Raw genomic sequence first — 21,803 nt, 5'->3', positions numbered from 1 at the left:
GCTGGCCGCTACAGCGCGGAGGTGATCCGGGTGAATCCAGGTAGATCCAGGCGGGTTTTTGCCTCGAAGACGGGCCTGCGGCGCATCTTTGCAGCCGATGGCAAGGTGCACGAACTGGGTATTGCAGGGCCTCAGGGAGTCGTGTTTGTTTTCTGCTCAGCTTTTCACGCGTGTCAGACCCCTCACCAGAAGCCCCCACTCCGGCGACCGAGCATGATGTGACGCTCGTGATCGAGGGTGCGCTCACGCCGAGTCCGATTTCCCGGATGACGGGCGGGCCGACGAGGGCCTCTCTGACACGACCAACGATGACGCCGCGGGGTCCGCGCTCTGCGAACCTGCTGGAGGACAATGACGGCTGGATCGATGGCAAATTCCGCCTGCTGGAAAAGCTGGGCGAGGGTGGCTTCGGGCTCGTCTACAAGGCAGAGCAGGTGCAGCCGATCCATCGTCTGGTGGCGGTGAAGATCCTGAAGGCGGGGATGGACACGCAACAGGTGATGGCCCGCTTTGAGACGGAGCAGCAGTCGCTGGCGCTAATGGAGCACCCGAACATCGCGCGTGTGCTGGATGCGGGCGAGACGGAGCGCGGGCAGCCCTACTTTGTGATGGAGCTGGTGCGCGGGCGGTCGATCACGAGTTACTCGAAGAAGAAGGAGCTGACGACCCAGCAGCGGATCGAGCTTTTCATCCCGGTCTGCCACGCGGTGAACCACGCGCATCAGAAGGGGATCATCCACCGTGACCTGAAACCCTCCAACGTGATGGTGATGGAGGAGGACGGTTTGCCGGTGCCGAAGGTGATCGACTTCGGGATCGCTAAGGTTCTGGAGCAAAAGAATGTGAGTCAAACGCTGGCGACGGGCATGGACCAGCTGGTGGGCACGCCGGGATACATCAGCCCGGAGCAGATCGAATACGGCAGCTCACATGTGGACACGCGGTCTGATGTGTATGCGCTGGGATCGATCCTGATGGAGCTGCTGTCCGGCAAGCCGCTGATCACGACGGCGGACCTGGCGAACCGCCCGCTGCACCAGATCCTGCGGGACCAGGTGGAGATCGACCCGCCGAAGCCGTCGTCCCGCGAGCCTTCCCTGAAAGGAGACCTGGACTGGATCATCCTGAAGGCGCTGGAGCGTGACCCCTCACGCCGGTATGGGAATGCGGATGACCTGGCGGATGATCTGCGCCGCCATCTGAACTTCAAGCCGGTGCAGGCGTGCCCGCCGAGCAAGCGCTATCTTTTGCAAAAATTTGTTAGGCGGCACCGGGTGGGCGTGGCAGCCGCGGCGGCGGTGGCTGTGGCGGTGCTGGCCGGTGGCGTGACGAGCACGGCGCTGTACTTTGAATCGGAAAAGAACCGCACGGCAGCGCGCAAGGCGTCGTCCATCTCAGACGGCCAGATCGCGGGCCAGATGCAGATCGGCGAGCGCATGGATCTGCACGGTTCGATGGCGCTGCTGAGCCGCGCGCTGCGCACGGATCCGGACAATGCGGAGGCCTCGACGAACCTGCTTTCCCTGCTGGAGAACGGGCACCTGATCCAGCCGCTGACGCCGCCGATGGCGCTGCCTGCCGGTGTGGTGGAGGCACGGCTGGTGGGGCTGAGCAAGCAGGCCTCACGCGTGCTGGCGGTGTCCAGCCCGCGGCAGAACGGATCCACGGCGGCGAATGATGTGCTGAGCCTGTGGGACATGAACAGCTTTCACCGCACGGATCATGCGCTGCCGCGCGGCGTGGTGGTGACGGCGATGATTGTCTCGAAAGACGGGCAGCATGCCTTCCTGGCGCGGGATGACGGGCAGGTGATGCGCTGGTCCCTCAAGGATGACAGCAACTCCATGCTGTCTCCGCGCCTTCCTGCCGGCGCGGACGGCACGCAGCAGTCTGTGCTTTCCCTCACGCTTTCCGGGGACGGGCTGACACTGGCGGCAGGTGGTGACCAGGGGGCGCTGCTGATCTGGGATCTGCGCCAGCCTGCCGAACCAGCTTTGCGTCTGCAACACCCGGCGCCTCCGGGGGTGCGGACGCCGATCATCAATCTGACGATGGATTACCTGGGCACCACGCTGGCCACGGCCAGCAACACGACGGGTGACGCGAAGGACGGGGTGAAGGCGATCGCCGCGGTGTGGGACCGGACCACAGGGAAGATCGTGGGAGATCTGGTGCAGGTGGACGAGGGCATCAGCGCCATCGCCGTGCACCGGGAAAAAGAGCTGCTGAGCCTGGGGCTGCACAGCGGTGTGGTGCATGTACTGAACTACCGGGCCTCTGAAGATGCGGTGCCAGAGATGAAGCACCCGTCCGCCGTCACAAGCCTCTCCTTCAACTCAGATGCGACGACGCTGACGGTGGGTGATGGCAGCGGTTATCTGCATGCGTGGGACATGAGCAACGGGCGGCCGCGCTTCCCTGCCCGGCGGCATGACGGTGAGATCATGGCGGTGCGGCAGGCGCTGGAGCAAGGCATGGTGGCGAGTGTTTCCCGCCATGGCGAGGTGCAGGTGTGGAATGCCTCCACGGGCATGCGCCAGAACCACCGTCTGCGTCACGCGCTGAATGAGGTGGCCGTGACGCCGGATGCCTCCCTGCTGGCGATGGCCCCGCGCTATGATCCGCATGTGCAGGTGTGGAGCATCCATGAGCGCATGGCCACGCGCCGCTTCCTGGCGGGGCCGGAGGAAGTTTACCGCAAGGAACCAGAGACGCCGCCGATCACAGCCGCGCTTCTGCGTGAAGCGAGAGTGCACGGCTGGAGCAGCGATGACCGGCTGGTGGCCGTGGCGAGCGCCGATGGCAAGGTGCAGGTGCTGGACGCACGGTCAGGCCGGCCGCTGGGGCCGGAGATCCAGCACCCGCCGGCCGTGGGCGCGGTGGCGGTGTCTGATGACGGACGCCTGCTGGTGACCTCCGGGCGTGACCAGGAGATCCGCTTCTGGGATGTGGCGGCGGGAAGAAGCACGGGCATCATCATCCGCCCGGAGTATTTCGTGAGCTCGCTGGCCCTAACCAAAGATGGGAAAAAACTGGTGACGGTGACGGATGAGGGGGAGATCCGCGTGTGGGAAACACGGCTGGGGAACAGCCTGAGCCCGCCGGTGCGGGAAGGGGCGGGCATCGATGCCGTGCACATCTCCAAGGATGGAGCGAGCTATGTGTACCATCTGCCGGAAGCGGGATGGTTTTCCCTGCCGATGCCGCCGGAGGGTGTGCATCTCCCGGACTGGTTCCTGAATCTGGCGGAGGCGCTGGCCAGACGCCGCCTGAACTCCGAGGCGCAGACGGAATCCCTGGGCGTGGAGGATCTGAGGAAGGCCATCTCCGCAGTGCCGCGCATCCCGGAGCCGGAGGACATCCTGGCGCATCGCTGGGCGCAATGGCTGCTGGCGAAACCGGGCACCCGCGCGCTGACACCGGCGGACAACGAGCCGCTGGAGAAGTATCTGGAATCCCTGGAGAAGAACACGTCACCCGCGGCGGCGATGGAGCTGCAGAGGCTGAAGATGGAGACGGCGGAGTGAGGGGACGGAGTGGTGGAGTGATTGTTTGTTAGGCCGGATATTGGAGCGCGACGCTTGCTTCCCGCGCCCTTCCAGGGCGCGCTGACATGAGAGGTCGATCGCCTGATAGTCCGGGGGTTCTCGCTCGCTGCGCTCGCTTCACCCCCGGCTAATTTCTTGCGAGCCTCCGGCTCGCGACGAGGCTGGTCGCCGGCGAGCGAGTTTGGGAGGAGAGATCGCGTGGATCGTTCGGCAGCCGCTCAATTGTGCCACGTCATGGGGACGACCGATTCCCCTTTGGGGGGGACACGGTCATCCTGCGTGGGATCATCGGGCACTCCGGCCTAACGAGTCTTGTCTTACTTCCTGCCGGTGAGACGGTTCCAGAGGCTGGGCTTGGCTGGCTTCCCGGAGGGCTGGCGGTCTGAGTCCTGACGGCGTGGTTGGTTAGGCTGCTGCTCGCGGCCTGACTTTGGGCGCTCATCGCGGCCCTGGCGCCTCTGGCCCTCTTGAGCCTTCGGTGCACCCTGGCTGCTCTGGCCACGTGGAGCTTGCTGGCTGCCGCCCTGGCCTCTTTGGCCACCGCCTTGACCTTGACGGCCCTGGCCTTGGCCACCCTGGCCGCGCTGTCCCTGCGGACGGCCGCTGCGCGGATCGCGATAGCGTGGCGGCTCCTCGGAGCGTGGAGCAGCAGTGGCGGCATAGTTGAAACCTTCGGCACGTTTGCGGATGAGGCCGCGGCCGATGAACTTCTCCAGGCTGCGGAGCGCGGCCTGATCCTCGGGTGAGATGAAGCTGATGGCATCTCCAATGGCCTGGGCACGGCCGGTGCGGCCGATGCGGTGGACGTAGTCCTCGGAGTGCATAGGGAAGTCGTAATTCACCACGTGCGAGATGCCGTCCACATCAATGCCACGTGCGGCGATGTCTGTGGCGACGAGCACACGAACCTCACCGGATTTGAAATCGGCGAGGGCTTTGAGGCGCTGGTTCTGCGAGCGGTTCGCGTGCAGCGTGGCGCACTTCACGCCGACCTGCTCCAGGCGGCGGGCGATCTTGTCCGCGCCGTGTTTGGTGCGGCTGAAGACGAGGACCATGTCCATCTTGCTGTCTTGCAGCAGGTGGCTGAGCAGCGCTGGCTTCAGATGCGCCGGCACCTCATAAACGAGCTGGGTCACGGTCTCCGCAGGATTGGAGCGGCGGCCGATCTGCACGGTCTTTGGATGATGCTGGAACTCATGCGTGAGGGCCTCGATCTCCTTCGACAAGGTGGCGGAGAACATGAGGGTCTGGCGCTTCTTCGGCAGGGCCTGGATGATGCGCTTGATGCTGGGGAGGAAGCCCATGTCCAGCATGCGGTCCGCCTCATCGAGGACGAGGTGCTCCAGGCCGCTGAAGTTTCCATGACGCTGGCCCATGAGGTCCAGCAGACGCCCGGGTGTGGCGATGACGATGTCACAGCCGCTGCGCAGGGCATTGATCTGCGGGCGCTCGCCGACTCCGCCAAAGACCTTGGCGATGGTCAGCGGCAGGTGCTTGGCATAAGCGAGGACGTTTTCCTCGATCTGGACCACGAGTTCACGGGTGGGGGCGAGGATGAGCACCTTCGTGCCGGGCTTCTTACCGGGTTCTGCAAGACGTGTGAGGATGGGCAGCGTGAAGGCGGCTGTCTTTCCCGTGCCGGTCTGGGCGATGCCGATGAGGTCATGACCGGCGATGATGGGCGGGATGGCCGCGGCCTGGATGGGAGTCGGCTCTGTGTAACCGTATTCCTTGATGGCCTGGAGAATGTGGGAGTCGAGCCCGAGAACTTGAAATGACATCCGTGAGAATGCACTCGATCCGCTGCAGTGCGAGGGATGATTTTCCCCGGGCCCTGAGGGCTGGAGCCGAAAAAGGGAGAAAGTGTGAAATGTCCGCCACTATCTCCGGTAGATACTGTTTGAGGCAGGTGGCGCCCGGATTACTGAGCTCCACAGCCTCGCTCTCAACTCATCCCACTCCTATGAAGCGTATCACCTGCATGGCAGCAGCCCTGGCTGGCCTGTCCCTCGCCCCATCTGCCTCCGCGCAGCAAGAACCCCCGATGTGGGTTTCCACCGGTGGCATCACCGTGGCCCTGACTTATTCCTACACTGATGAGGCTCTGGTCGCGAAAGACGAGACCGGCAAAGTGCTCGGGCCAAACAACGGTGGCGGTCCCACCTTTGAGAACACCTACACGGTGGAGACTTTGGCCGGACCCGTCGATGAAAGAGTGCCCGTCAAGACGGTCAGCACGACCGAGTACGGCTCCAAAATTACCACGGGCAAGTGGGGCAATGCCGATATCATCAAGGTTTTGGTTCAGTCCGGATTCCTGCCCCAGAAAGGCAAGACACCCTTCCTGGCTGGATGGTCGCTGGTGGTGGTCTACGATGCGACGGGAGTGCCGGCGATGTACATCAGACACACCGACAAGACCTCCATCCCGGCTGATGATGTGCTGAGCATCGTCTTTGATGAGAGCGGGGTCGAAGCAAGGGCCAAAAGCGAGAAGACGGTCGACACCGAGTTCAGCCCTCTCACGGGCGAGCCGCCCCCTCCGACCACGGTTCACACCCTGAGCGAAACTTTCAAAACGAGAGCCATGGCCACGGTGCCATTCGTCAGCGAGACGCCTGGAGACCCGCCGATCCCTCTGGACCTCCAAGGCCTGCTGAGCGGTGGTGGAAAAATCACCGTGAAGACCTTTGGCAGCGGCATCGATAAAGTCTTCGAGGAGGTTTATGTGCCAGGAGCCGTCAAGCTGGACAAGATCCTGGGAACCTCCGATCTGGGAGACATCATCGAGGGCACCATCAGCGTGGGTGCTGCAGCCGTGGTGGACCTGAATCTCTTCATGCCTCCACAATGATGATTGATATCTGAAGGATATCTCCATCGTTAAACCTTCATCGGGCACCTCTGTGAAATTCATGGAGGTGCCTTTTTAATCGACTGATCCCATGAAACATACTGCGATGATCACCCTGGCGGCGGCCGCTTCTTGCGGGCTGCTTTTCTATGCGTTTTGGAGCGCCGGGCCGACATCCGCAGACAGGGCAGCTCAAGTCCCCCAAGAGAACGCCGCAGCACGCACCGCTGCAGGATCTCCATCTGGTTCTGGACCTGCCATCCTGCCGCCGAGCACAGCAGCACCCGCTCCAACACTCTCCAACACCTCCCGGCCGGTGGACATGCCGCCTCTGGAGGCAGCCGCCAAACAAAAAGTGCTGGAGGAGATTCACTTGATCTCCATTTCCTATGACCCGGTGGAGCTGCCCCGCATCCAGCCCTACCTGACCCATCCTGACCCTGAGGTGCGTGAGGCTGCGCTCAATGGATTCGTTGTCCTGGGGCACGCTCATGGCGCGCCGTTGCTGCGTGATGCCGCCCGCAAACTGACAAACCCAAATGAAGCGGCCAAGCTCCTGGAAAAGGCTGACTGGCTGGAACTCCCGAGCATCCCTCCGGAAATCATCAGAACACGACTTCTCAAAAAGGCAGCCCAGTCTCAAAGCAGCACCGGCGCGGGTTCCCCACCTCCGGCCGCGAAATAGATCCTGGCCCGGGTAATCTGGAGGGTCTTGCGGCGAGCCGCTGGTCCCTATTTCAGGCTCCCTCAGGTGGAGTTTGTCTGTTCCCGCTGAGATCAAACGAGCGCTGCCGCTCCTCACGCAGCGGGGTGCGGCCACCACGGCGACGACGAAAGACATCAAAGACCACGTCCGAGCCATCCACCTTCATCTGGTAGACCATCTGCAGCAGCTTGCCGAAGCGGCCCTTCGGGAAGCCTGCCTTGTTCGCGAACCACGCGAGATACTCCGCTGGCAGATCATAGATTGGCACGCCATTCGGTGGGCAGAACTGCGGGCCGAATTTGCCAAAGGGCATGTGCGTCCTGCCGATCTCTTCAAGATCGTGCTGCATCTGCCGGGCCAGATCATCCATGCTGAAAAGGAGTCGTGAAAGCCTCGGCTGGCAAGGTGCAGATGAGGCGTGCCTCTATTCGGTCTTGGCGAGTCGAGGGCAGGCTGCTTGAATCTTCCTCCATGCAGGAAAATACGCCCATGCCACCCGATGAGGAGGACCTCTGGAGTCTGAAGAAGATCCCCGTGGCATGGATGGGCAATGTGCTCGCCGCCCTGGCCTTTTTTGCCCTCATGGCCTACGTGGTTCAGGATGGGCGGCGGGAGAAGCCAGCCGAGGTCCAGGTCCAACGTGTGGTTCAGCCAGTGACAAGCCCGGACCAAAGCCAGAACCCAGTCGAAGGTGAAGAACGAAGCCAGGTGCTGAGCCTGGTGACGACCCAAGACACCCGGATCGATATCAACAGCGCCTCGCGCCCTGAGGTGGAGAGTCTGCCCGGCATCGGTGAGGGCATCGCCCGCGAGATCATCGCCCGCCGCCCTTTTGAAACGGTGGAGTCGCTGAATGATGTCCCGGGCATCGGTCCCAAGCGCCTCGCCAAGCTCATGCCTCTGATCAAGATCGGCGCCAGCCGGCCCACCAACAGGGGAGAAGCTCCCTAGAACCGGATTCAAAAGTCCAGCTGGCCCCTCAGGGCCGATTCAGGTGGCCCGCTACTTGCAGGAGGGGCGTATTGAGCGCACATGGAAACGGTGACCGAGCCCCCCACAACACCCAAACCGCGCCGTCGTTTCCGGCGTTGGTTGAAGCGTTTCATGCTCGTGTTCTTGGGGCTGATTGTCCTGCTGGCCATCTTCCACCGGCCCATCATTCTCAGTCTGGTCCGCTGGGGCGGGACGAAGGGCGCGGCGCTTCAGGGCCTGGAGCTCACCTGGGAGGTGGAAGGTTCGGTCTGGAACAGCATGGAGTTGCTCGGCGTGAAGGCCACCGGCGGCGAAGACCACTGGCTGCCCAAGGCCATGATCGGCAAGCTCAGCGTGAACTATGACATGCGCGCGGATCTGGAGCACGTCGTCAAAGGGCTGACGCTGCATGATCTCGAAGCCCAGGTGGATCTGCGGAACCTCCCTGCCAGCAAGGCAGCGCAGAACCCGGCTGAAGCGAAAAAGCCCGCCGGCAAAGCGCCACCCCTCATCTGGCCGGGATTCATCGATCTGAAGAATGCGAACGCCAAGATCACGCTGGGCAATGGCGGCCAGATCACGGTGCGTGGCCTGACGCTGCAGATCGGCACAGGCATGCCCGGCATCTTTGAATGCCAGGAGCTGATCATGGAGCCCGGCGGCCTGCACTTTCAGGCACTCAGCGCCAAGATCGACTGGCAGCCGCGCATGGTCGTGATCCGTGAATTCACGCTGCCGAAGGATGTGGTGCTGGATGAGCTCAGGCTGGATCTCAAAGGCTTCGAGTCAGGTGAGTTCGTCACCCAGATCCTCGCGCACCTCGGCGCGGCGAAGCTGAAGACGGACGCGCAGATCGCCGGTGTGTTTGGCGAGACCATGCAGGCGAAGGCCGATGTGCAGGTCACGGATCTGCGCGCTGAAGAGCTGCAGACGATCGGCCTACCTAAAAGTGTGAACTTTGATGGCAGCAGGCTTGATCTGCATGTGGAGGGCGATCCCCGCTCACCCCCGAACCTCAAAGCCAGCTTGAAGACCGAGGTCGCGAACATCCGTGCCGCCGGAGCGATGATCGACAAGGTCTCGCTCGCGCTGGAAGTGGCGGATGGCAAAGCCACCCTGTCCACTCTGAACGTCGCCCGTGGCAGCAATCTCATCGATGTGACGGCGCAGGCCCAGCTGCCCGCGAACATCGCCGAATGGCAGAAGACCACCTGGACCTCGGTTGCCAAGGCCAGCATCAAGGATGTGAGCCAGCTTCTGGACAAGCCACCACCTGTGCGCGGCACCGTGATCCTCGATGCCAAGGCAGAAGGTGTGGGCGCGACTCCCACCAAGCTCAGCGGCACGGTGGATGGAGACACACTCGCCTTTCAAAACTATCGCCTGCCGAAACTGGGCACTCAGTTCTCCCTGGATGGCAAAGAAGCCCGCCTCGAGATCCCCGCGCTTGGACTTGGTGAGGGCAACCAACTTTCCCTCAAGGCCACCATGCTCATGCAGGATGCCATGCCGGTGAAGGCAGAATGGGCGCTGAAGGTGGAGCAGCCTGCGAAGCTCATTGAGACACTGGCCGTTCCCGGCACCATCAAGGCTCCGCCGAAACCGGTCAGCGGCAAACTGAACCTCAGCGGCCAAACCAGTTTTGCGGTCAATGACCTCAGCGCAGGCGCTCTGGAGAAGGTGCTGGCAGACATCTCCCTGGATCTCAAGGAAGCGAAATATGGTGAGGGTCCGCTGCCGGAGATCGCGCTCAAGGCCCAGGTCAAGGATGGCAAGGTCAACCTCGACCCACTCTACATCCGTGTGGATGAGCAGAACCACATCGCGCTAACCGCTGACATGGGCGTGCAGGCTCCTTATGCCTTTGAGGCCAAGGGTGACATCACCCTGCCCCAGCTCATCAAGCTGAACACATTACTGGTTAGTCTCGGCGCGCCTCAGATCAAGTCCGGCAGCCTTTTCAGCCATCTCGATGCACAGGGTGAGCTGAAACCCTGGAGATGCGAGGGCAGCGCCACCCTCACCGCCACCAAGGTGCATCCTGCTTCCCTGCCCCAGCCAGCGGACGTGACGCTGGAGGCTAGTTTTGCGGGCAAGCGCGCGGATTTAAAGTCACTGGAAGCCAAACTCGGCCTCTGGAAGCTCGCTGTGAAAGGTGTGGTGGATGACAAATCCGCCGCGCTCACCCAACTGAAAGTGTGGCAGAAAGACACGCTGCTCGTGGAAGGTCAGGCCAGCGCTCCCTTTGACATCACCCAGCCCGGCAGCGCCGAAAGCCTGCCTGCGGACGTGATGCTCAAAGCCAAGGACCTGCGTGTGAATGAAGTGCTGGCCGCCGCTGGCATTCAAAACATCCCGGAGGGCATTCTGAATGCAGACATCTCCTTGAAGGGCAGATTGAAGACTCTTGTCGGCAATGTGAAAGTGAATCTGCGCGAGGTCAAAGCTCCGAAGGCACCCAAGGCCTTCACACCGGCCACGGTCGATCTCACGGCCACCTTGAATGGCAACCAGGTGAAGGCGAACCTGAAAGCGGTGCAGCCGCCGCTGCAGCCACTGACCGTGGAGGCGCAACTGCCTCTCGATGTGAGCGCGGTGATCGCGAAGCCTTCCCTGGCCAGCAGCACACCGGTCAAGGTGACCGTGCGCATGGAGGAGAGTGATCTCAGCTTCATCCGCGACTACGCCCCGGACACCATCCGCAGCATTCCTGCGAAGCTGAAGATCAACGCGGATGTCAGCGGCACGGTCAGCAAGCCGCTGATCAATGCCAATGTGGACCTGCATGTGCAGGAAGTGTCCTGGGCCAAGGCCAACATGCCTTCCGTGCGTGATGTGAAGGTCCATGTGAGTGCCAGGGACCGCATCCTGACCATTGATGACATCTCAGCAGTCGTGGCGGGTGGTCATGTGAAGCTCGGCGGCCGCGTGGATGCCACGGACATGGCCAACCCCGCGCTGAACGTGAGCATCAAGGCTGGTGAAGCGCTTGTGTTTCGTGATCCCACCAGTTCGCTGCGGGCCAATGCGGACCTCAGCTGTGTGGGCACTCTGAAGCAGGCGCGCGTGGCTGGCTCGGTCCAGACAGTGCGCGGTCGTATCTTCAAGGAGATCGATCTTCTGCCCTTGCTGAAATTGCCCGCTGACGTGCCTCCGATTCCTGAGAACACACAACGCAGCACAGCCAAGCTCGAGCTGCCACCGCTGCTCAAAGACTGGACCTTTGATGTGCGGGTGACCTCTCGTGATCCGGTGCTCATCTCGGGCAATCTCGCCAATGGCGCGGTCTCTGTGGATGCCTCGCTCCGCGGCACGGGAGCGGCCCCGCTGCTGAATGGTGGAGCGAATATTGACCGCCTGATTTTGAAGCTGCCTTTCAGCATCGTCAGAATCACCCGCGGTGTGGTGACGCTGAATCCGCAGAAGCCTTTCGACCCCGAGCTGGACATCCGTGGCGAGTCACGCGTCGGCAGCAATGAGATCACGCTCTACATCTACGGCGACTCCACCAATCCGAAGACCCGCTTCACCAGCACGCCGCCCATGAGCGAGCCGGACATCGTGACTCTGCTCAGCACTGGCACGACTTTGAACGGTGACGCCAGCGAGCTCGCCGCTGAAGCCGCCAGCCGCGCGGCCTTCCTCTTCATCAGCGAGGTGTATCGCAAAGCCTTCAAGAAGAAGAAAGTCATCCGTGAAGATCCTCCGAAGCTGCACGTGACCTTCAATCCTTCCGGCGCTGACCGCAGCAATGACAGCGTGCAAGCCGCCTATGACCTCACGGATCACTGGCGCCTGAGCGCACGCTTCACGCAGACCGGCCGCATGAAGGCGCTGCTCGGTTATGTGCTGCGTTTCGGCAAGGCTGCGCAGGCCACGGACGAGCCTGTCCGTGAGACCGTGAAGCCCGTAGGTCAGACGGTGGAGAGCCTCCAGCCGCCCCGCATGGCGCGGTGATTCATCAGCGCGTTGGCCTCCGCATCTGAACCAAAGTTCTCCGCTGCTGGATCCCAGGTGAGCTTGCGCTTCGCCTTCAGACAAGCCGCCGCGAGCTGTGGCAGCGCATCACTGCGTACGGCGGTCTCGATGTCACAAACCGTCTTCGCCTTGCCCTGGATCGCATCGATGAAGTTGCGCGTATGCTCCAGGCTTTCGTGAAGCTTGATCGGCATGGTGCCGACCTTGTTCTGCGGGTCACGCAGAATGGCATCATCGCTCGCGCTGATCTTGCCGCGCAGCACGTGCACCCAACCCTTCTCGCCGATGAAGCGCGCACCATGACCGATCTCATCACCTTGATTGGCAAAGACGATCGGCGCGGCATTCGCATACTCAAAGCGCAGCTTCCAGCTCTCCACCGCATCACAGCCGCCGTCCTTCGGATACTCGCCGTGGCCTTCCACGCTCACCGGGCCCGTGGCATCCGTGCCATTGCCCCACTGGGCGATATCGAGATGATGAATGCCCCAGCAGGAGATCATGCCTAACGAGAAGTTGGTGATGTTCTCATGGTTGTCACGCTTCAGCTTCTCCTCGTTGAAGGGTGTCATCGGTGCCGGGCCGACCCAGCGGTCCCAGTCCACATCCGCAGGCACGGGTTGCTCGGCGAAGGCTGGCATCGTCTTGCCTCCCGGCACGCCCACCTGGATCTCCTTCAGTTTCCCGAGCCTGCCATTCTGGGCCAGCTCCGCCGCCCAGCGGAATTTCATGTCCGAGCGCTGCTGCGTGCCGAACTGAAACACCACACCCTTTTTCCTCACGGCTTCGCGGACCACTTTTGCTTCCTGGATGGACATGGCCATCGGCTTCTCATGGTAGATGTGCTTGCCATTCAGCACCGCATCCTCGGAGGGAATGCTATGCCAGTGCACCGGCAGCGCCATGAGCACCGCATCAATGCCGGCATCACGATTCAGTTCGCGGAAATCACTGTGCACTTTCACATCCGCACTGCCATAGGCTTCCTTGATGTGGAACTTGGCTGCATCGATACGACGGCGGTTCACATCACAGATCGACACCACACGCACGTCATCGTGATTCAGGAACGCGCGCATGTCGACCACGCCCTGTGATCCGCAGCCGATCACGCCGAGGGTGATCTTGTTCGACGGCGCTGTCTGCGAACGCAGCAGGCGGGCAGGCACAAACAGGGGCGCGATACCCGTGGCTAGAATGGTCTTGAGCGAGGAGCGGCGGTTCATGGTGGTGGTGTCCATACAACACGCCTAACGCAGATTTCGTTCGGACATGTTTTAGGACGAATCCGCCACGCCTGACGCTACTTCGTCTGGAAGGTGTCGCTCAGCACGATGTCTGTCACCAGGCTGCGCAGGCCCAGCTTTGCATTCTTCTTCATGATCCCGGCGATGGCCTGACGATCCGCATAGGTCGGAGCGGCGCCGGTGCCATAAGTCAGCAGCTTCTCCGTGAGGCAGCGGTGCAGCGCCTCGGGATGTTCCATGAGATGCTTCTTGAACTCATGAATGTCCTTGAAGGCCGTGCCATCCGCAAACTGACCTGTCGGATCCACCGGCAGTGAGAGCTTGTACTGCCAGATGCCGCGGTTCTCAAACTTCACGCCCGCCGCATGATCACCCTTCTCCTTGTTGCGGTAGCGATCACGGAAGCCGCCGATGACATCAAAGCTTTCCAGGGCGAAGCCCGGCGGATCGATCTTTGCATGACAACCCGCGCAGGTCTCCGAGTCACGGTGCTTTGCCAGCAGTTCACGAATGGTGCTGGCACCACGCGTGTCAGGCTCCACGCCAGAAATGCCTGGAGGCGGAGGTGGCGGAGGTTCGCCGAGCAAACGCTTCATGACCCAGGCGCCGCGCAGCACGGGCGAGGAGGTGGTGCCATTCGCGGTGACTTTCAGAATGCTGGCCTGCGTAAGCACTCCACCACGCACACTGCCCGCAGGCAGGCTCACGCGAACAAATTGTTCGTCCTTGGCCACATCCTGCCCGATTCCGTAATGCTGGGAGATGCGGTTGTTCAACGTTAGGAAGTCTGACTGGATGAAGTTCGTCACCGGCAGGTCGTTCTGCAGCATCTCGCGAAAGAAACTCTCTGTTTCACCCACCATCGCCATCTTCAGCATCTCATCGAACTCCGGATACAGGCTGGGGTCGGGCGAGGTGGAATCGATCGAGCGCAGGTCCAGCCACTGGCCGGTGAAATTCTTCACGAGTCCGGTGCTGCGCTTGTCCGCGATCATGCGCTGCACCTGGGCATGCAGGACCTTCGGATCATGCAGCTTCTTCTCCGCCGCCAGACGCATGAGTTCCTCATCAGGCATGGTGGACCACAGGAAATAAGAGAGTCTCGAGGCCAGCGCATGATCACTGAGCTTCGCTCCTGGCGCTTCATCAAAGAGCAGGAACTGCGGTGAGGTGAGCACTCCTCGCAGGCCGATCTTCACCGCGGCGAGGAAGTCCGCTCCGCCTTTCAAGGCATCCAGGCTCAGTTGCGCGTAGCGTTCCGCCTCACCGGCTTCCAGCGGACGGCGGAAGGCCCGCGCCGCAAAACTCTCCACGACCCGCTTCGCATCCGCCGCCGGATCCGCTGGCTTCAATTCATAGCCGATGAGCCGTTCCGCATCCCATGGGTTCTTGGCCTGCTTGCCCGGAATCTCCTGCACGGGCACTCCAGGGAAAAGCTGTGTCAATGAGGCCGCTGGCCAGTGATTGGCCTCAAGAGGTCCCTCAATCTCCACCCATTGCACGGCGAGTCCGCGCCCTTTGAAATCCTTCGTCGTGTCCGCATCATTGAGACGCTTGCCCTCCGCGTCATAACCAATTTTGAAAGGAAGCACCATCAGGTGCTCACCACGGTTGATCGGCGCCACAACCTCGACCTCACGCGCCTTGTCCGCAGGCATGTCCCACGCGCCGAGGTAACGTTTGCCGATCTGGTAGTTGTTCGCGTAGAGGCGCAGCGTCACGGTCTCGCCATTGCTCTGATAGCCGCTGGCCGAGATGCGGATGCGATAGGTGCCGCTGCGATGCATCTTGAACTGGTCCAGACCGAGCAGGTAGTCCGCGTCCGTGAACATCACGAGCGAGTCCGGCAGCATGCGGAACATCTGGCGCTGACGGCTGTACTTCTTCTTCGGATCCGTCGGCGGATCATCTGGCAGCTGCAGGTTTTTCAGGATGTTCTTCTCCTCACGGTAGCTGTAGCGTGCCTTGCTGAGCTGCGGCTTCACCCGCAGGTCGGCAGCAGCATTCAGCGCCTCGTCAGCCGCCTCGAGATACTTCTCGATCTGAAGCTGCGAGAAGCGCAGCCCCTCTGCCACGGTGTCAAAGCCATGCATCGGTGTGTCTTCCGGCAGCAGCGCCGCGAGCGGAATGTCCATTCCCAGCAAGTCATGCAGAGTGTTCTCGTATTCGATGCGGTTCAGACGGCGCGCCAAGGTGCGCCCCTGCTTCTGCTGCAGAGCCGCGCTGGCGGCATGCAGCGGCTCATTCAAGCTGAGAAGAGCCTTCCCGAGTTCCGCCTTGTCAGGGCGCGGCTTCTTCGCAGGCGGCATCTCGCCTTTCTGCATGCGATCATGCACATTCACCCAGAGGTCAAAGATCGCCCGATCATCGAGCTGCCACTTGGCCTCCGTGAGATCGAGCCCTGCCTTTTTGACATCCGAGTCATGGCACTCCGTGCAGTGCTTGTCCAAAAACGTCGTCAGCGCGGCAGGCACCGCGGCGAAGGATGGAGCGGTGAGAAAAAGAGAAGCAAAGAGAACGCGCATGAAGGAGGTGGCCCGGGCCGCAGATCATCCTCACAGAAGCCCGGCTGTCGAGCGGTGACTGCTCAAACGGCGGGCAATTTGACAGTGAAAGTGCTACCCCGCCCCACCGTGCTCTCCACCTCCACCATGCCGCCATGCGCCTCCACCAGGGCCTTCACGATGGACAAGCCCAGACCGCTGCCGCCATGGGAGCGAGAACGTGCCTTGTCCACCCGGTAAAAGCGCTCAAAGAGATGCCCGAGATGCTCCGGTGCAATGCCGCCGCCGGTGTCACTCACCTGGATCTCAATCCACGGCGGTGTCTTGGCGACCACGACCGTCACGTGCTCTCCCACCGGGGAGTAGCGCAGCGCATTCTCCACCAGATTGAAAATGACACGATCAAGCGCCACGGGGTCTCCACTCACACTCAGCGGCTCTGTCGTTGCATCCGCATGCTGAAGAGTGATCTGGCGCTCGGCCGCAAGCGATTGCAGCCGCGAGGTCACGCCCGCACACAGCTCGCTCACATTCACCAGCTCACGCTGGGTGACGGCATCTCCCACATCCACATGCGCCAGTGCGAGCATGTTTTCGGTTAGGCGGGAGAGGCGCTCAATCTCCTCCTTGTTGCTCACCAGCACCTCACGATACTCCTCTGCTGTTCTCGGCTTGCGCAGAGCCACCTCGATCTCCCCACGCAACACGGTGAGAGGTGTGCGCAGCTCATGTGAGGCATCAGCCGTGAAGCGCTGCTGCGTGGTGTGCGCTGACTCAAGACGGTCCAGAAGATGATTGAAGGACGCTGCGAGAGCGGCCAGCTCCGCATCATCCGAAGGCACAAACAGGCGTCGCTTGCCGAGCTCGGAATTGCTGAGGCCGCGCGCCGCCTCCTCCAGCGTGGAGACCGAGCGCAGCCAGAGCTTGCTCAAGACTGCCGCTGAAACCGCGCCTGCCAGGAGCATGACCACGCCACCTGCGATCAACCAACCTAACAAACGATTTTCCCGCGTTGCAAAGGCATCCAGAGGCATCGCCGCCTGGGCATAGAACACGACGGGCTCGCCCCAGCGCTCGCGCCGGGGGTGCGTGGCGATCCGCCACTCACGGCCATTCAGCGTGATCGTTTCCAGCTCCACACCACCGGCAGGATGCTCGGAGTGCCTGCCTTTCTCTGTCAGCGGGATGTCACTCCGCAGGTTGCTAGATCTTCCACCGAAGGTGCCGCTGGCGGTGAACATCTGCACGACCACCGCATTCTCCTGAAGCTGCAATTCCTGCTCCATCCACGGCTCGATGATGAGACGGCTCGCAGGCAGCGGCACAGGTGGGACCAGACGGCCCAGCAGAAGTGCTTTCCCACGCAGAAAGTCATCCATGTCACGGCTCATCGTATCGCGCGCCACCAGCCACACGATCACCGCAAACACCATCAGCGCCGCCGCCAGCAGCGCGGTGAAGCCAATCAATAGGCGTGAGCGGAGAGACTTCATGGCTTTTGCATCAAGTAACCTGAGCCTCGCACGGTCTGGATCAAGGCAGGTGCGAAGCCACGGTCAATCTTCTCACGCAGATGATACACCGTGACTTCGATAACATTGCTGGGTGTGTTTTGCAGATCCTCCCACACCTGCTCTGCCAGCTCGCTCCTTGAGACGACATGACCCGCGCGCCGCAGCAGGTAGGCCAGCACTCCAAACTCTTTCGCCGAAAGCGTAACCAACTGTCCGCTGCGCGTCACGCGCCGTCCACGCAGATCCACCTGCAGATCCGCGACATGCAGCAACCCGGGTTCTTCCGAAACTCCGCGCCTCAACAGCGCACGCACGCGCGCCAGCAGCTCCGCAAAAGCAAAGGGCTTCACCAGATAATCATCCGCGCCTAGGTCCAGCCCATGCACACGATCTCCCACGCCATCACGTGCTGTCAGCATGAGCACGCGTGAGGTCACCCCAGCGCCGCGCAATTCGCGCAGCACGGAGAAGCCATCCTTCACTGGCAGCATCACATCCAGGATCAGCAGATCAAACGCACCCGACAAAGCCTTCGTCAGCCCCGCGCCGCCATCCAGTGCCGTCTCGACCGTGAAGCCCTCCTCACGCAGCCCCTGCTCAATGAAGCGGGCCACCTTGATTTCGTCTTCGATCACGAGGATACGCATAGTGTCAGCGTTGGGTGGTTCTCTTCCGCTTGGCGAGCGCCGTCTTGACGGCGGATACCAGTGGACTGGAGGTCACACTTTCAACTCTGCCAGTCCACAAGATATGCCCTACCGATTCAACACCCATTGGGTGTTGAATCATTAAAAGATCAGCCAACTGAAAATCGAAGTCTGTCATGTTCTAGGATGAGTTGACAGCATCGCTGTTCTAGATCTCTACATCCCAACCCAATGTGTTAACGAAAAGGTCAACCGGTGGTTGACCTTTTGAGCCGAGATCCCCAATCGCGGGCGGCGATTCCTTCGCGTGTTGCCAATGATGAACGGCGCTTGTTGGATTTCATGGTCGCGGCATCTTCCGCAGCGGTGGGAACAATGGCAAGCGCCGGCTATTTCTTCTCCAGCACCATGAGGAACTGGCCTGCCTGGGTGTTGGTTTCCAGTTTGCTGGGACGGCTGGAGTTGGGGTTGTCATTCGCGGAGCACCAGCGCAGCGTCTTGCCATCGAGCTCGAAGATGCCTTCATACTTCTTGCCAGCAAACTGCCCGTCGGTGCCGGTGGCATCGATCCTGCGGCCGGTGAGCTTGTAGGTGCCGGAGCCCATCTCGCGGTTTCCTTGAGGATTGGAAGCGGTGATTTTTTCTTCGGTGATCTCGAGGCGGATGTCACCGTGACGTGAGCCATCACTATCCGCCATGTAGCCGTCCCAGGTGCCGAGCAGTTGCTTCTTCACGTCATCCTTCTCGCCGCTCTTCGGCGCTTCCCTGGCCACGGGCTTGGTCTCGGTTTGAGTTTTGACAAAGGCTTGGTCAGCCTCAGTGAGGCGCGCGAGCGGAAGCTGCAGGGTGGAGCCATTGGCGAGTCGCACGACCACGGCTTCGCCCATCATCTTCACATACTCACCCTCCAACTTGCGGCCGGAGGAGGCCTCGGTCCAGGTGCGGCCATGCAGCGCGCCCAAGGTCAGAACAAGGAAACCGACGGACCAGAACAGGTTGAAGGTCGTTTTCATAGGGTTGGTTAAACTACTTGGTTAGGCTTGAGTTGCTCAGAGTTCTTCAAACCGCACGCGGAAGAAGCGTTCGGGACTGCTCAGAGGCGCGGTGACAGTGCGTGGCGTGTTCACGGCTGGATAGGCAGGCTGGTTGCCGGGCACGTTCCAGGTGTGCCAGGTGCTCAGATCACTGCTGACCTCGATGATGGCCGCGCGATTGGCTGGATGCGTGAACTGAAACTGCGCCACGCCGCCGCTCGATTGCATGGCGCCGTAGGTCCAGCCGCTGGAGGCGGCGTTTGGATTCGTGCCGGTGAGATACTCCAGCTCATTGCTACGACCATCGCCATCCGGGTCATCGCCTGCGGCGCCCACTGCTGGAACCTGCGCGGACAGCCATTGCGTGAGGTTTTGCCGTGAAGCCAGAGAGGCAATCCAATCACTCACAAGCTGCTCATTGACCAGGTCACGCTCCAGCGTGCCGAGCGGCGGCATGCGCTGGACGCCGTTTCCCTGCTGGCGCCTCAGCAGCATGGAGTGCAGTGCATCTCCAGGCACGACGAAGCGATTGTCAGAGTCGCCTGCATTATTCACCAGCAGGCCATGAATGAGGTTCGCCACATCGGTCTTGGTCGTGCTGCGCGCATCCCACAGGCCCTGGGCCGCGCCGCCGGGTTGGTGGCATTGGATGCAATTCACCGCCAGATAGGAGCGCACCCGCCACTCGAGCGATTGAGCGGTGTCCGTCGCCGCCGCGAAGGCGGGCAGACCATGCGTGCCAGTCACGGGAGAACTAAAGTAACCGGCATCACTCAGCGCCTGGATCTGATTCTGCGCGCCAGCACCGTAGTCACGCGAACGGTTAAGCTGAGGCGTGTTGAAGCTCAGCGCATGACCACCGACCTGGGTGTGGCAGGTGACGCATTCACCTCGGCTAGGATAACGCCACGTCTGCACGGGCGAGCTCCCTGAAATGGATTCGGTTAGGCCGGACTCGGCCACGAGATCCGCGTTCGTCTGATCTGCCCGCCATTTGTAGCTCAGGCCATAGACATCCGTGGCTGTCTTGACCAGGAAGCGTGTCTCCAGTTTGCGCCGGGTGGCGGGAACTCCGCGGGTGGTCTCGATGTCAAAGTGCTTGATCCAGACGGTGCCGGAGGGAAACGACCAGTTACCGCTGCTGCTGAAGGTCATGGTGTTGACCATGTTGGGGATCGAGAACCAGCGGGACTTGATGGCGTAGTCACTCCAGAAGTTCACATTCGGATCATAGGCCACAATGCCTGCATTCGGCGTGAGGGACGTGAGATTTGAAAAGGCGCCTGTCGCCGAGAGTGTGGAAGGCGGCGCTGTGCCGGTGGTGCCGCTGCGCTGGAGACGGAAGATGGTGCCATTCAGGCTGCACAGCAGGGGCTCGCCATTGCGCGGATCAATGCCGAAGTCGACAACCTGCGGCCGGGTGGCGAGCGCCTGCGCCGCCCACAATCCGGGGCTTGTTTCTGTGAGCGCTGCGATGATGCCGCCGCCACCGAAGAGATCCCCGAAGATGTATTTGCCCTGCAGCTCGGTGAGCTGGTTGCCACGATACACCATGCCACCACAGACGGAGGCACCGTAGATGATGCCGCCAGCGGCGTTGTCGCTGACATACTCATAGATAGGCTCGATGGGGCTGAAGGCGACAGGAGGAACGTTGGTGTTGCCCGCGGAGTTGTCAGGGAAGCGCGGAGGCACGGTGGCGGACTGAGAGAAGGCATGCTTCCCTTCCCGCCAGCTCCAGCCGTAGTCACCACCCTTCACCACGATGTCCACTTCCTCCCAGTCCTGCTGGCCGACATCGCCCAGGAAGATGCGGCCGGTGGGCGCATCGATGGTGAAGCGCCATGGATTGCGGAAGCCCGTGGCATAGATCTCTGTGCGAACAGTCGTCGCGGCAAAGTTGATGCCGTGCCAGGTGGTGGCACCGATGAAGGGATTGTCCGCAGGCACCTTGTAGGTTCCTGCATGAACGGCGGAGGACAGAGGGCCGGGTTGCGAATGTGGATTGGGCGCGAGGTTTTCCGGCTTGTTATCCACATCGATGCGGATCATCTGGCCCCAGAAGTCTTTGTTGATGAAGCGTGCGTTGTTGTAGAAGTCGCCGCCTCCGCCTTCGTCTCCGAGGGAGAGATAAAGATAACCATCCGCACCAAAGGCGAGATCACCGCCATTGTGATTGATCGCCTCATCATAGATTGTCAGCAGCGGCTGCATCGTCGCCGGATTCGCGGTGGTGGCCGAGTTGTAGTTCGCGGTGTTCGGATTCGAGTCGGGATCCGTGGCCTGAAAGCGGGCCAGCCGCTGATGAAGCTGGCCGCTGATCGTGATGCTGAAGTAGATGTAGAAGTAACCGTTCTGGTTGTAGTTCGGATGGAAGACAAAGCTCAGCATGCCATTCTCCGTGCTGGCCTGCGCGGCGAGCGGTGTATTCACTGGCGCCGACTCCAGATAGGTCTCCAGGTCCATGAAGGTGAGCTGTGTCGGTGTGCCGGACAAGTTATTCACCACCTGGATGCGCCCAGTCATGTCATAGGGCGTCGTGTCCGGGTTCAATCCATCCGTGCCGCGCTCCAGCACATAGAGGCGGTTCGTCTCACCTGCCGGGAAGGCGGTGCAGATGGGATTCGAGAAGGTCAGGTTTCCCAGTGCATTCGCCGTGGTGTAGCCCGTGGCCACGGGCAGCTCGGCGGGAAGGTTCAGCGTGGTGTTCGCCTGCCGCACCAGCTGGGCATGCGAAAGGAGCGGGAGCAGGAGGCTCGCGACCAAGCAGGTTTTTGAAACGGAGATCATGGCGTTGGG

At 61.5% G+C, this 21,803-nt stretch carries 13 protein-coding genes; 5 read left to right on the top strand and 8 right to left on the bottom strand.

The annotated features are described in order from the left end of the window. Positions 1–170 precede the first annotated feature (170 nt). The gene (locus BGE01nite_RS20170) at positions 171–3,527 is read left to right on the top strand and encodes a WD40 repeat domain-containing serine/threonine protein kinase (RefSeq protein WP_146853018.1); all 3,357 of its coding nucleotides are present in this window, start codon (positions 171–173) and stop codon (positions 3,525–3,527) included. Positions 3,528–3,865: 338 nt separating this feature from the next. Here the strand turns inward: BGE01nite_RS20170 and BGE01nite_RS20165 are convergent, their stop codons facing one another. After that, positions 3,866–5,329: a DEAD/DEAH box helicase gene (locus BGE01nite_RS20165; protein WP_146853016.1), complete on the bottom strand. Its 1,464-nt coding sequence runs from the start codon at positions 5,327–5,329 to the stop codon at positions 3,866–3,868. Between the two features lie 182 nt (positions 5,330–5,511). On the opposite strand from BGE01nite_RS20165, the gene BGE01nite_RS20160 reads away from it, so the two are divergent. Then, positions 5,512–6,402, top strand: a complete 891-nt coding sequence (locus BGE01nite_RS20160) for a hypothetical protein (RefSeq protein WP_146853014.1) — start codon at positions 5,512–5,514, stop codon at positions 6,400–6,402. A gap of 91 nt (positions 6,403–6,493) precedes the next feature. Beyond that, the gene (locus tag BGE01nite_RS20155) at positions 6,494–7,087 is read left to right on the top strand and encodes a hypothetical protein (protein ID WP_146853012.1); all 594 of its coding nucleotides are present in this window, start codon (positions 6,494–6,496) and stop codon (positions 7,085–7,087) included. Between the two features lie 52 nt (positions 7,088–7,139). On the opposite strand, the gene BGE01nite_RS20150 is transcribed toward BGE01nite_RS20155, so the two are convergent. Then, positions 7,140–7,478 (bottom strand): putative quorum-sensing-regulated virulence factor, encoded by a 339-nt coding sequence (locus BGE01nite_RS20150; RefSeq protein ID WP_146853010.1) that lies wholly within the window; start codon positions 7,476–7,478, stop codon positions 7,140–7,142. 101 nt (positions 7,479–7,579) lie between these two features. Here BGE01nite_RS20150 and BGE01nite_RS20145 point away from each other — a divergent pair, with 101 nt between their 5' ends. Then, on the top strand, positions 7,580–8,059 hold the full coding sequence (locus tag BGE01nite_RS20145) for a ComEA family DNA-binding protein (RefSeq protein ID WP_170266922.1): 480 nt from the start codon (positions 7,580–7,582) through the stop codon (positions 8,057–8,059). Between the two features lie 153 nt (positions 8,060–8,212). Then, the gene (locus tag BGE01nite_RS20140) at positions 8,213–12,037 is read left to right on the top strand and encodes a translocation/assembly module TamB domain-containing protein (RefSeq protein WP_170266921.1); all 3,825 of its coding nucleotides are present in this window, start codon (positions 8,213–8,215) and stop codon (positions 12,035–12,037) included. Here the strand turns inward: BGE01nite_RS20140 and BGE01nite_RS20135 are convergent. The 6 genes from BGE01nite_RS20135 to BGE01nite_RS20110 form a co-directional block, all read right to left on the bottom strand. After that, the gene (locus BGE01nite_RS20135) at positions 11,995–13,299 is read right to left on the bottom strand and encodes a Gfo/Idh/MocA family protein (protein ID WP_146853004.1); all 1,305 of its coding nucleotides are present in this window, start codon (positions 13,297–13,299) and stop codon (positions 11,995–11,997) included. The two genes, BGE01nite_RS20140 and BGE01nite_RS20135, sit on opposite strands and share 43 nt — an antisense overlap. Before the next feature lie 62 nt (positions 13,300–13,361). Continuing rightward, positions 13,362–15,830: a DUF1592 domain-containing protein gene (locus tag BGE01nite_RS20130; protein ID WP_146853002.1), complete on the bottom strand. Its 2,469-nt coding sequence runs from the start codon at positions 15,828–15,830 to the stop codon at positions 13,362–13,364. A 62-nt stretch (positions 15,831–15,892) separates the two neighbouring features. Continuing rightward, positions 15,893–17,302 (bottom strand): sensor histidine kinase, encoded by a 1,410-nt coding sequence (locus BGE01nite_RS20125; protein WP_146853000.1) that lies wholly within the window; start codon positions 17,300–17,302, stop codon positions 15,893–15,895. Further along, positions 17,299–17,970, bottom strand: a complete 672-nt coding sequence (locus tag BGE01nite_RS20120; protein WP_146852998.1) for a response regulator — start codon at positions 17,968–17,970, stop codon at positions 17,299–17,301. Before BGE01nite_RS20120 ends, BGE01nite_RS20125 begins: the two co-directional genes overlap by 4 nt. A gap of 389 nt (positions 17,971–18,359) precedes the next feature. Further along, a complete protein-coding gene (locus tag BGE01nite_RS20115) occupies positions 18,360–18,983 on the bottom strand; it encodes a hypothetical protein (RefSeq protein ID WP_146852996.1) in 624 nt (207 codons plus the stop codon). A gap of 36 nt (positions 18,984–19,019) precedes the next feature. Then, complete coding sequence (locus BGE01nite_RS20110) at positions 19,020–21,794, bottom strand: PQQ-dependent sugar dehydrogenase (protein ID WP_146852994.1); 2,775 nt, start codon at positions 21,792–21,794, stop codon at positions 19,020–19,022. Between the last annotated feature and the right edge of the window lie 9 nt (positions 21,795–21,803).

The organism is Prosthecobacter gellanilyticus, from assembly GCF_007992435.1.
Lineage (GTDB): Bacteria > Verrucomicrobiota > Verrucomicrobiia > Verrucomicrobiales > Verrucomicrobiaceae > Prosthecobacter > Prosthecobacter gellanilyticus.
The sequence above is the reverse complement of the archived record's forward strand: the minus strand, read 5'-3'. Positions and strand labels throughout refer to the sequence as shown.

Bases quoted from the DNA above. Each gene is read 5' to 3' on its own strand.
- BGE01nite_RS20165 (WP_146853016.1), bottom strand. From the start codon at position 5,329: ATGTCATTTCAAGTTCTCGGGCTCGACTCCCACATTCTCCAGGCCATC.
- BGE01nite_RS20160 (WP_146853014.1), top strand. From the start codon at position 5,512: ATGAAGCGTATCACCTGCATGGCAGCAGCCCTGGCTGGCCTGTCCCTC.
- BGE01nite_RS20155 (WP_146853012.1), top strand. From the start codon at position 6,494: ATGAAACATACTGCGATGATCACCCTGGCGGCGGCCGCTTCTTGCGGG.
- BGE01nite_RS20150 (WP_146853010.1), bottom strand. From the start codon at position 7,478: ATGGATGATCTGGCCCGGCAGATGCAGCACGATCTTGAAGAGATCGGC.
- BGE01nite_RS20145 (WP_170266922.1), top strand. From the start codon at position 7,580: ATGCAGGAAAATACGCCCATGCCACCCGATGAGGAGGACCTCTGGAGT.
- BGE01nite_RS20140 (WP_170266921.1), top strand. From the start codon at position 8,213: ATGCTCGTGTTCTTGGGGCTGATTGTCCTGCTGGCCATCTTCCACCGG.
- BGE01nite_RS20135 (WP_146853004.1), bottom strand. From the start codon at position 13,299: ATGGACACCACCACCATGAACCGCCGCTCCTCGCTCAAGACCATTCTA.
- BGE01nite_RS20130 (WP_146853002.1), bottom strand. From the start codon at position 15,830: ATGCGCGTTCTCTTTGCTTCTCTTTTTCTCACCGCTCCATCCTTCGCC.
- BGE01nite_RS20125 (WP_146853000.1), bottom strand. From the start codon at position 17,302: ATGAAGTCTCTCCGCTCACGCCTATTGATTGGCTTCACCGCGCTGCTG.
- BGE01nite_RS20120 (WP_146852998.1), bottom strand. From the start codon at position 17,970: ATGCGTATCCTCGTGATCGAAGACGAAATCAAGGTGGCCCGCTTCATT.
- BGE01nite_RS20115 (WP_146852996.1), bottom strand. From the start codon at position 18,983: ATGAAAACGACCTTCAACCTGTTCTGGTCCGTCGGTTTCCTTGTTCTG.
- BGE01nite_RS20110 (WP_146852994.1), bottom strand. From the start codon at position 21,794: ATGATCTCCGTTTCAAAAACCTGCTTGGTCGCGAGCCTCCTGCTCCCG.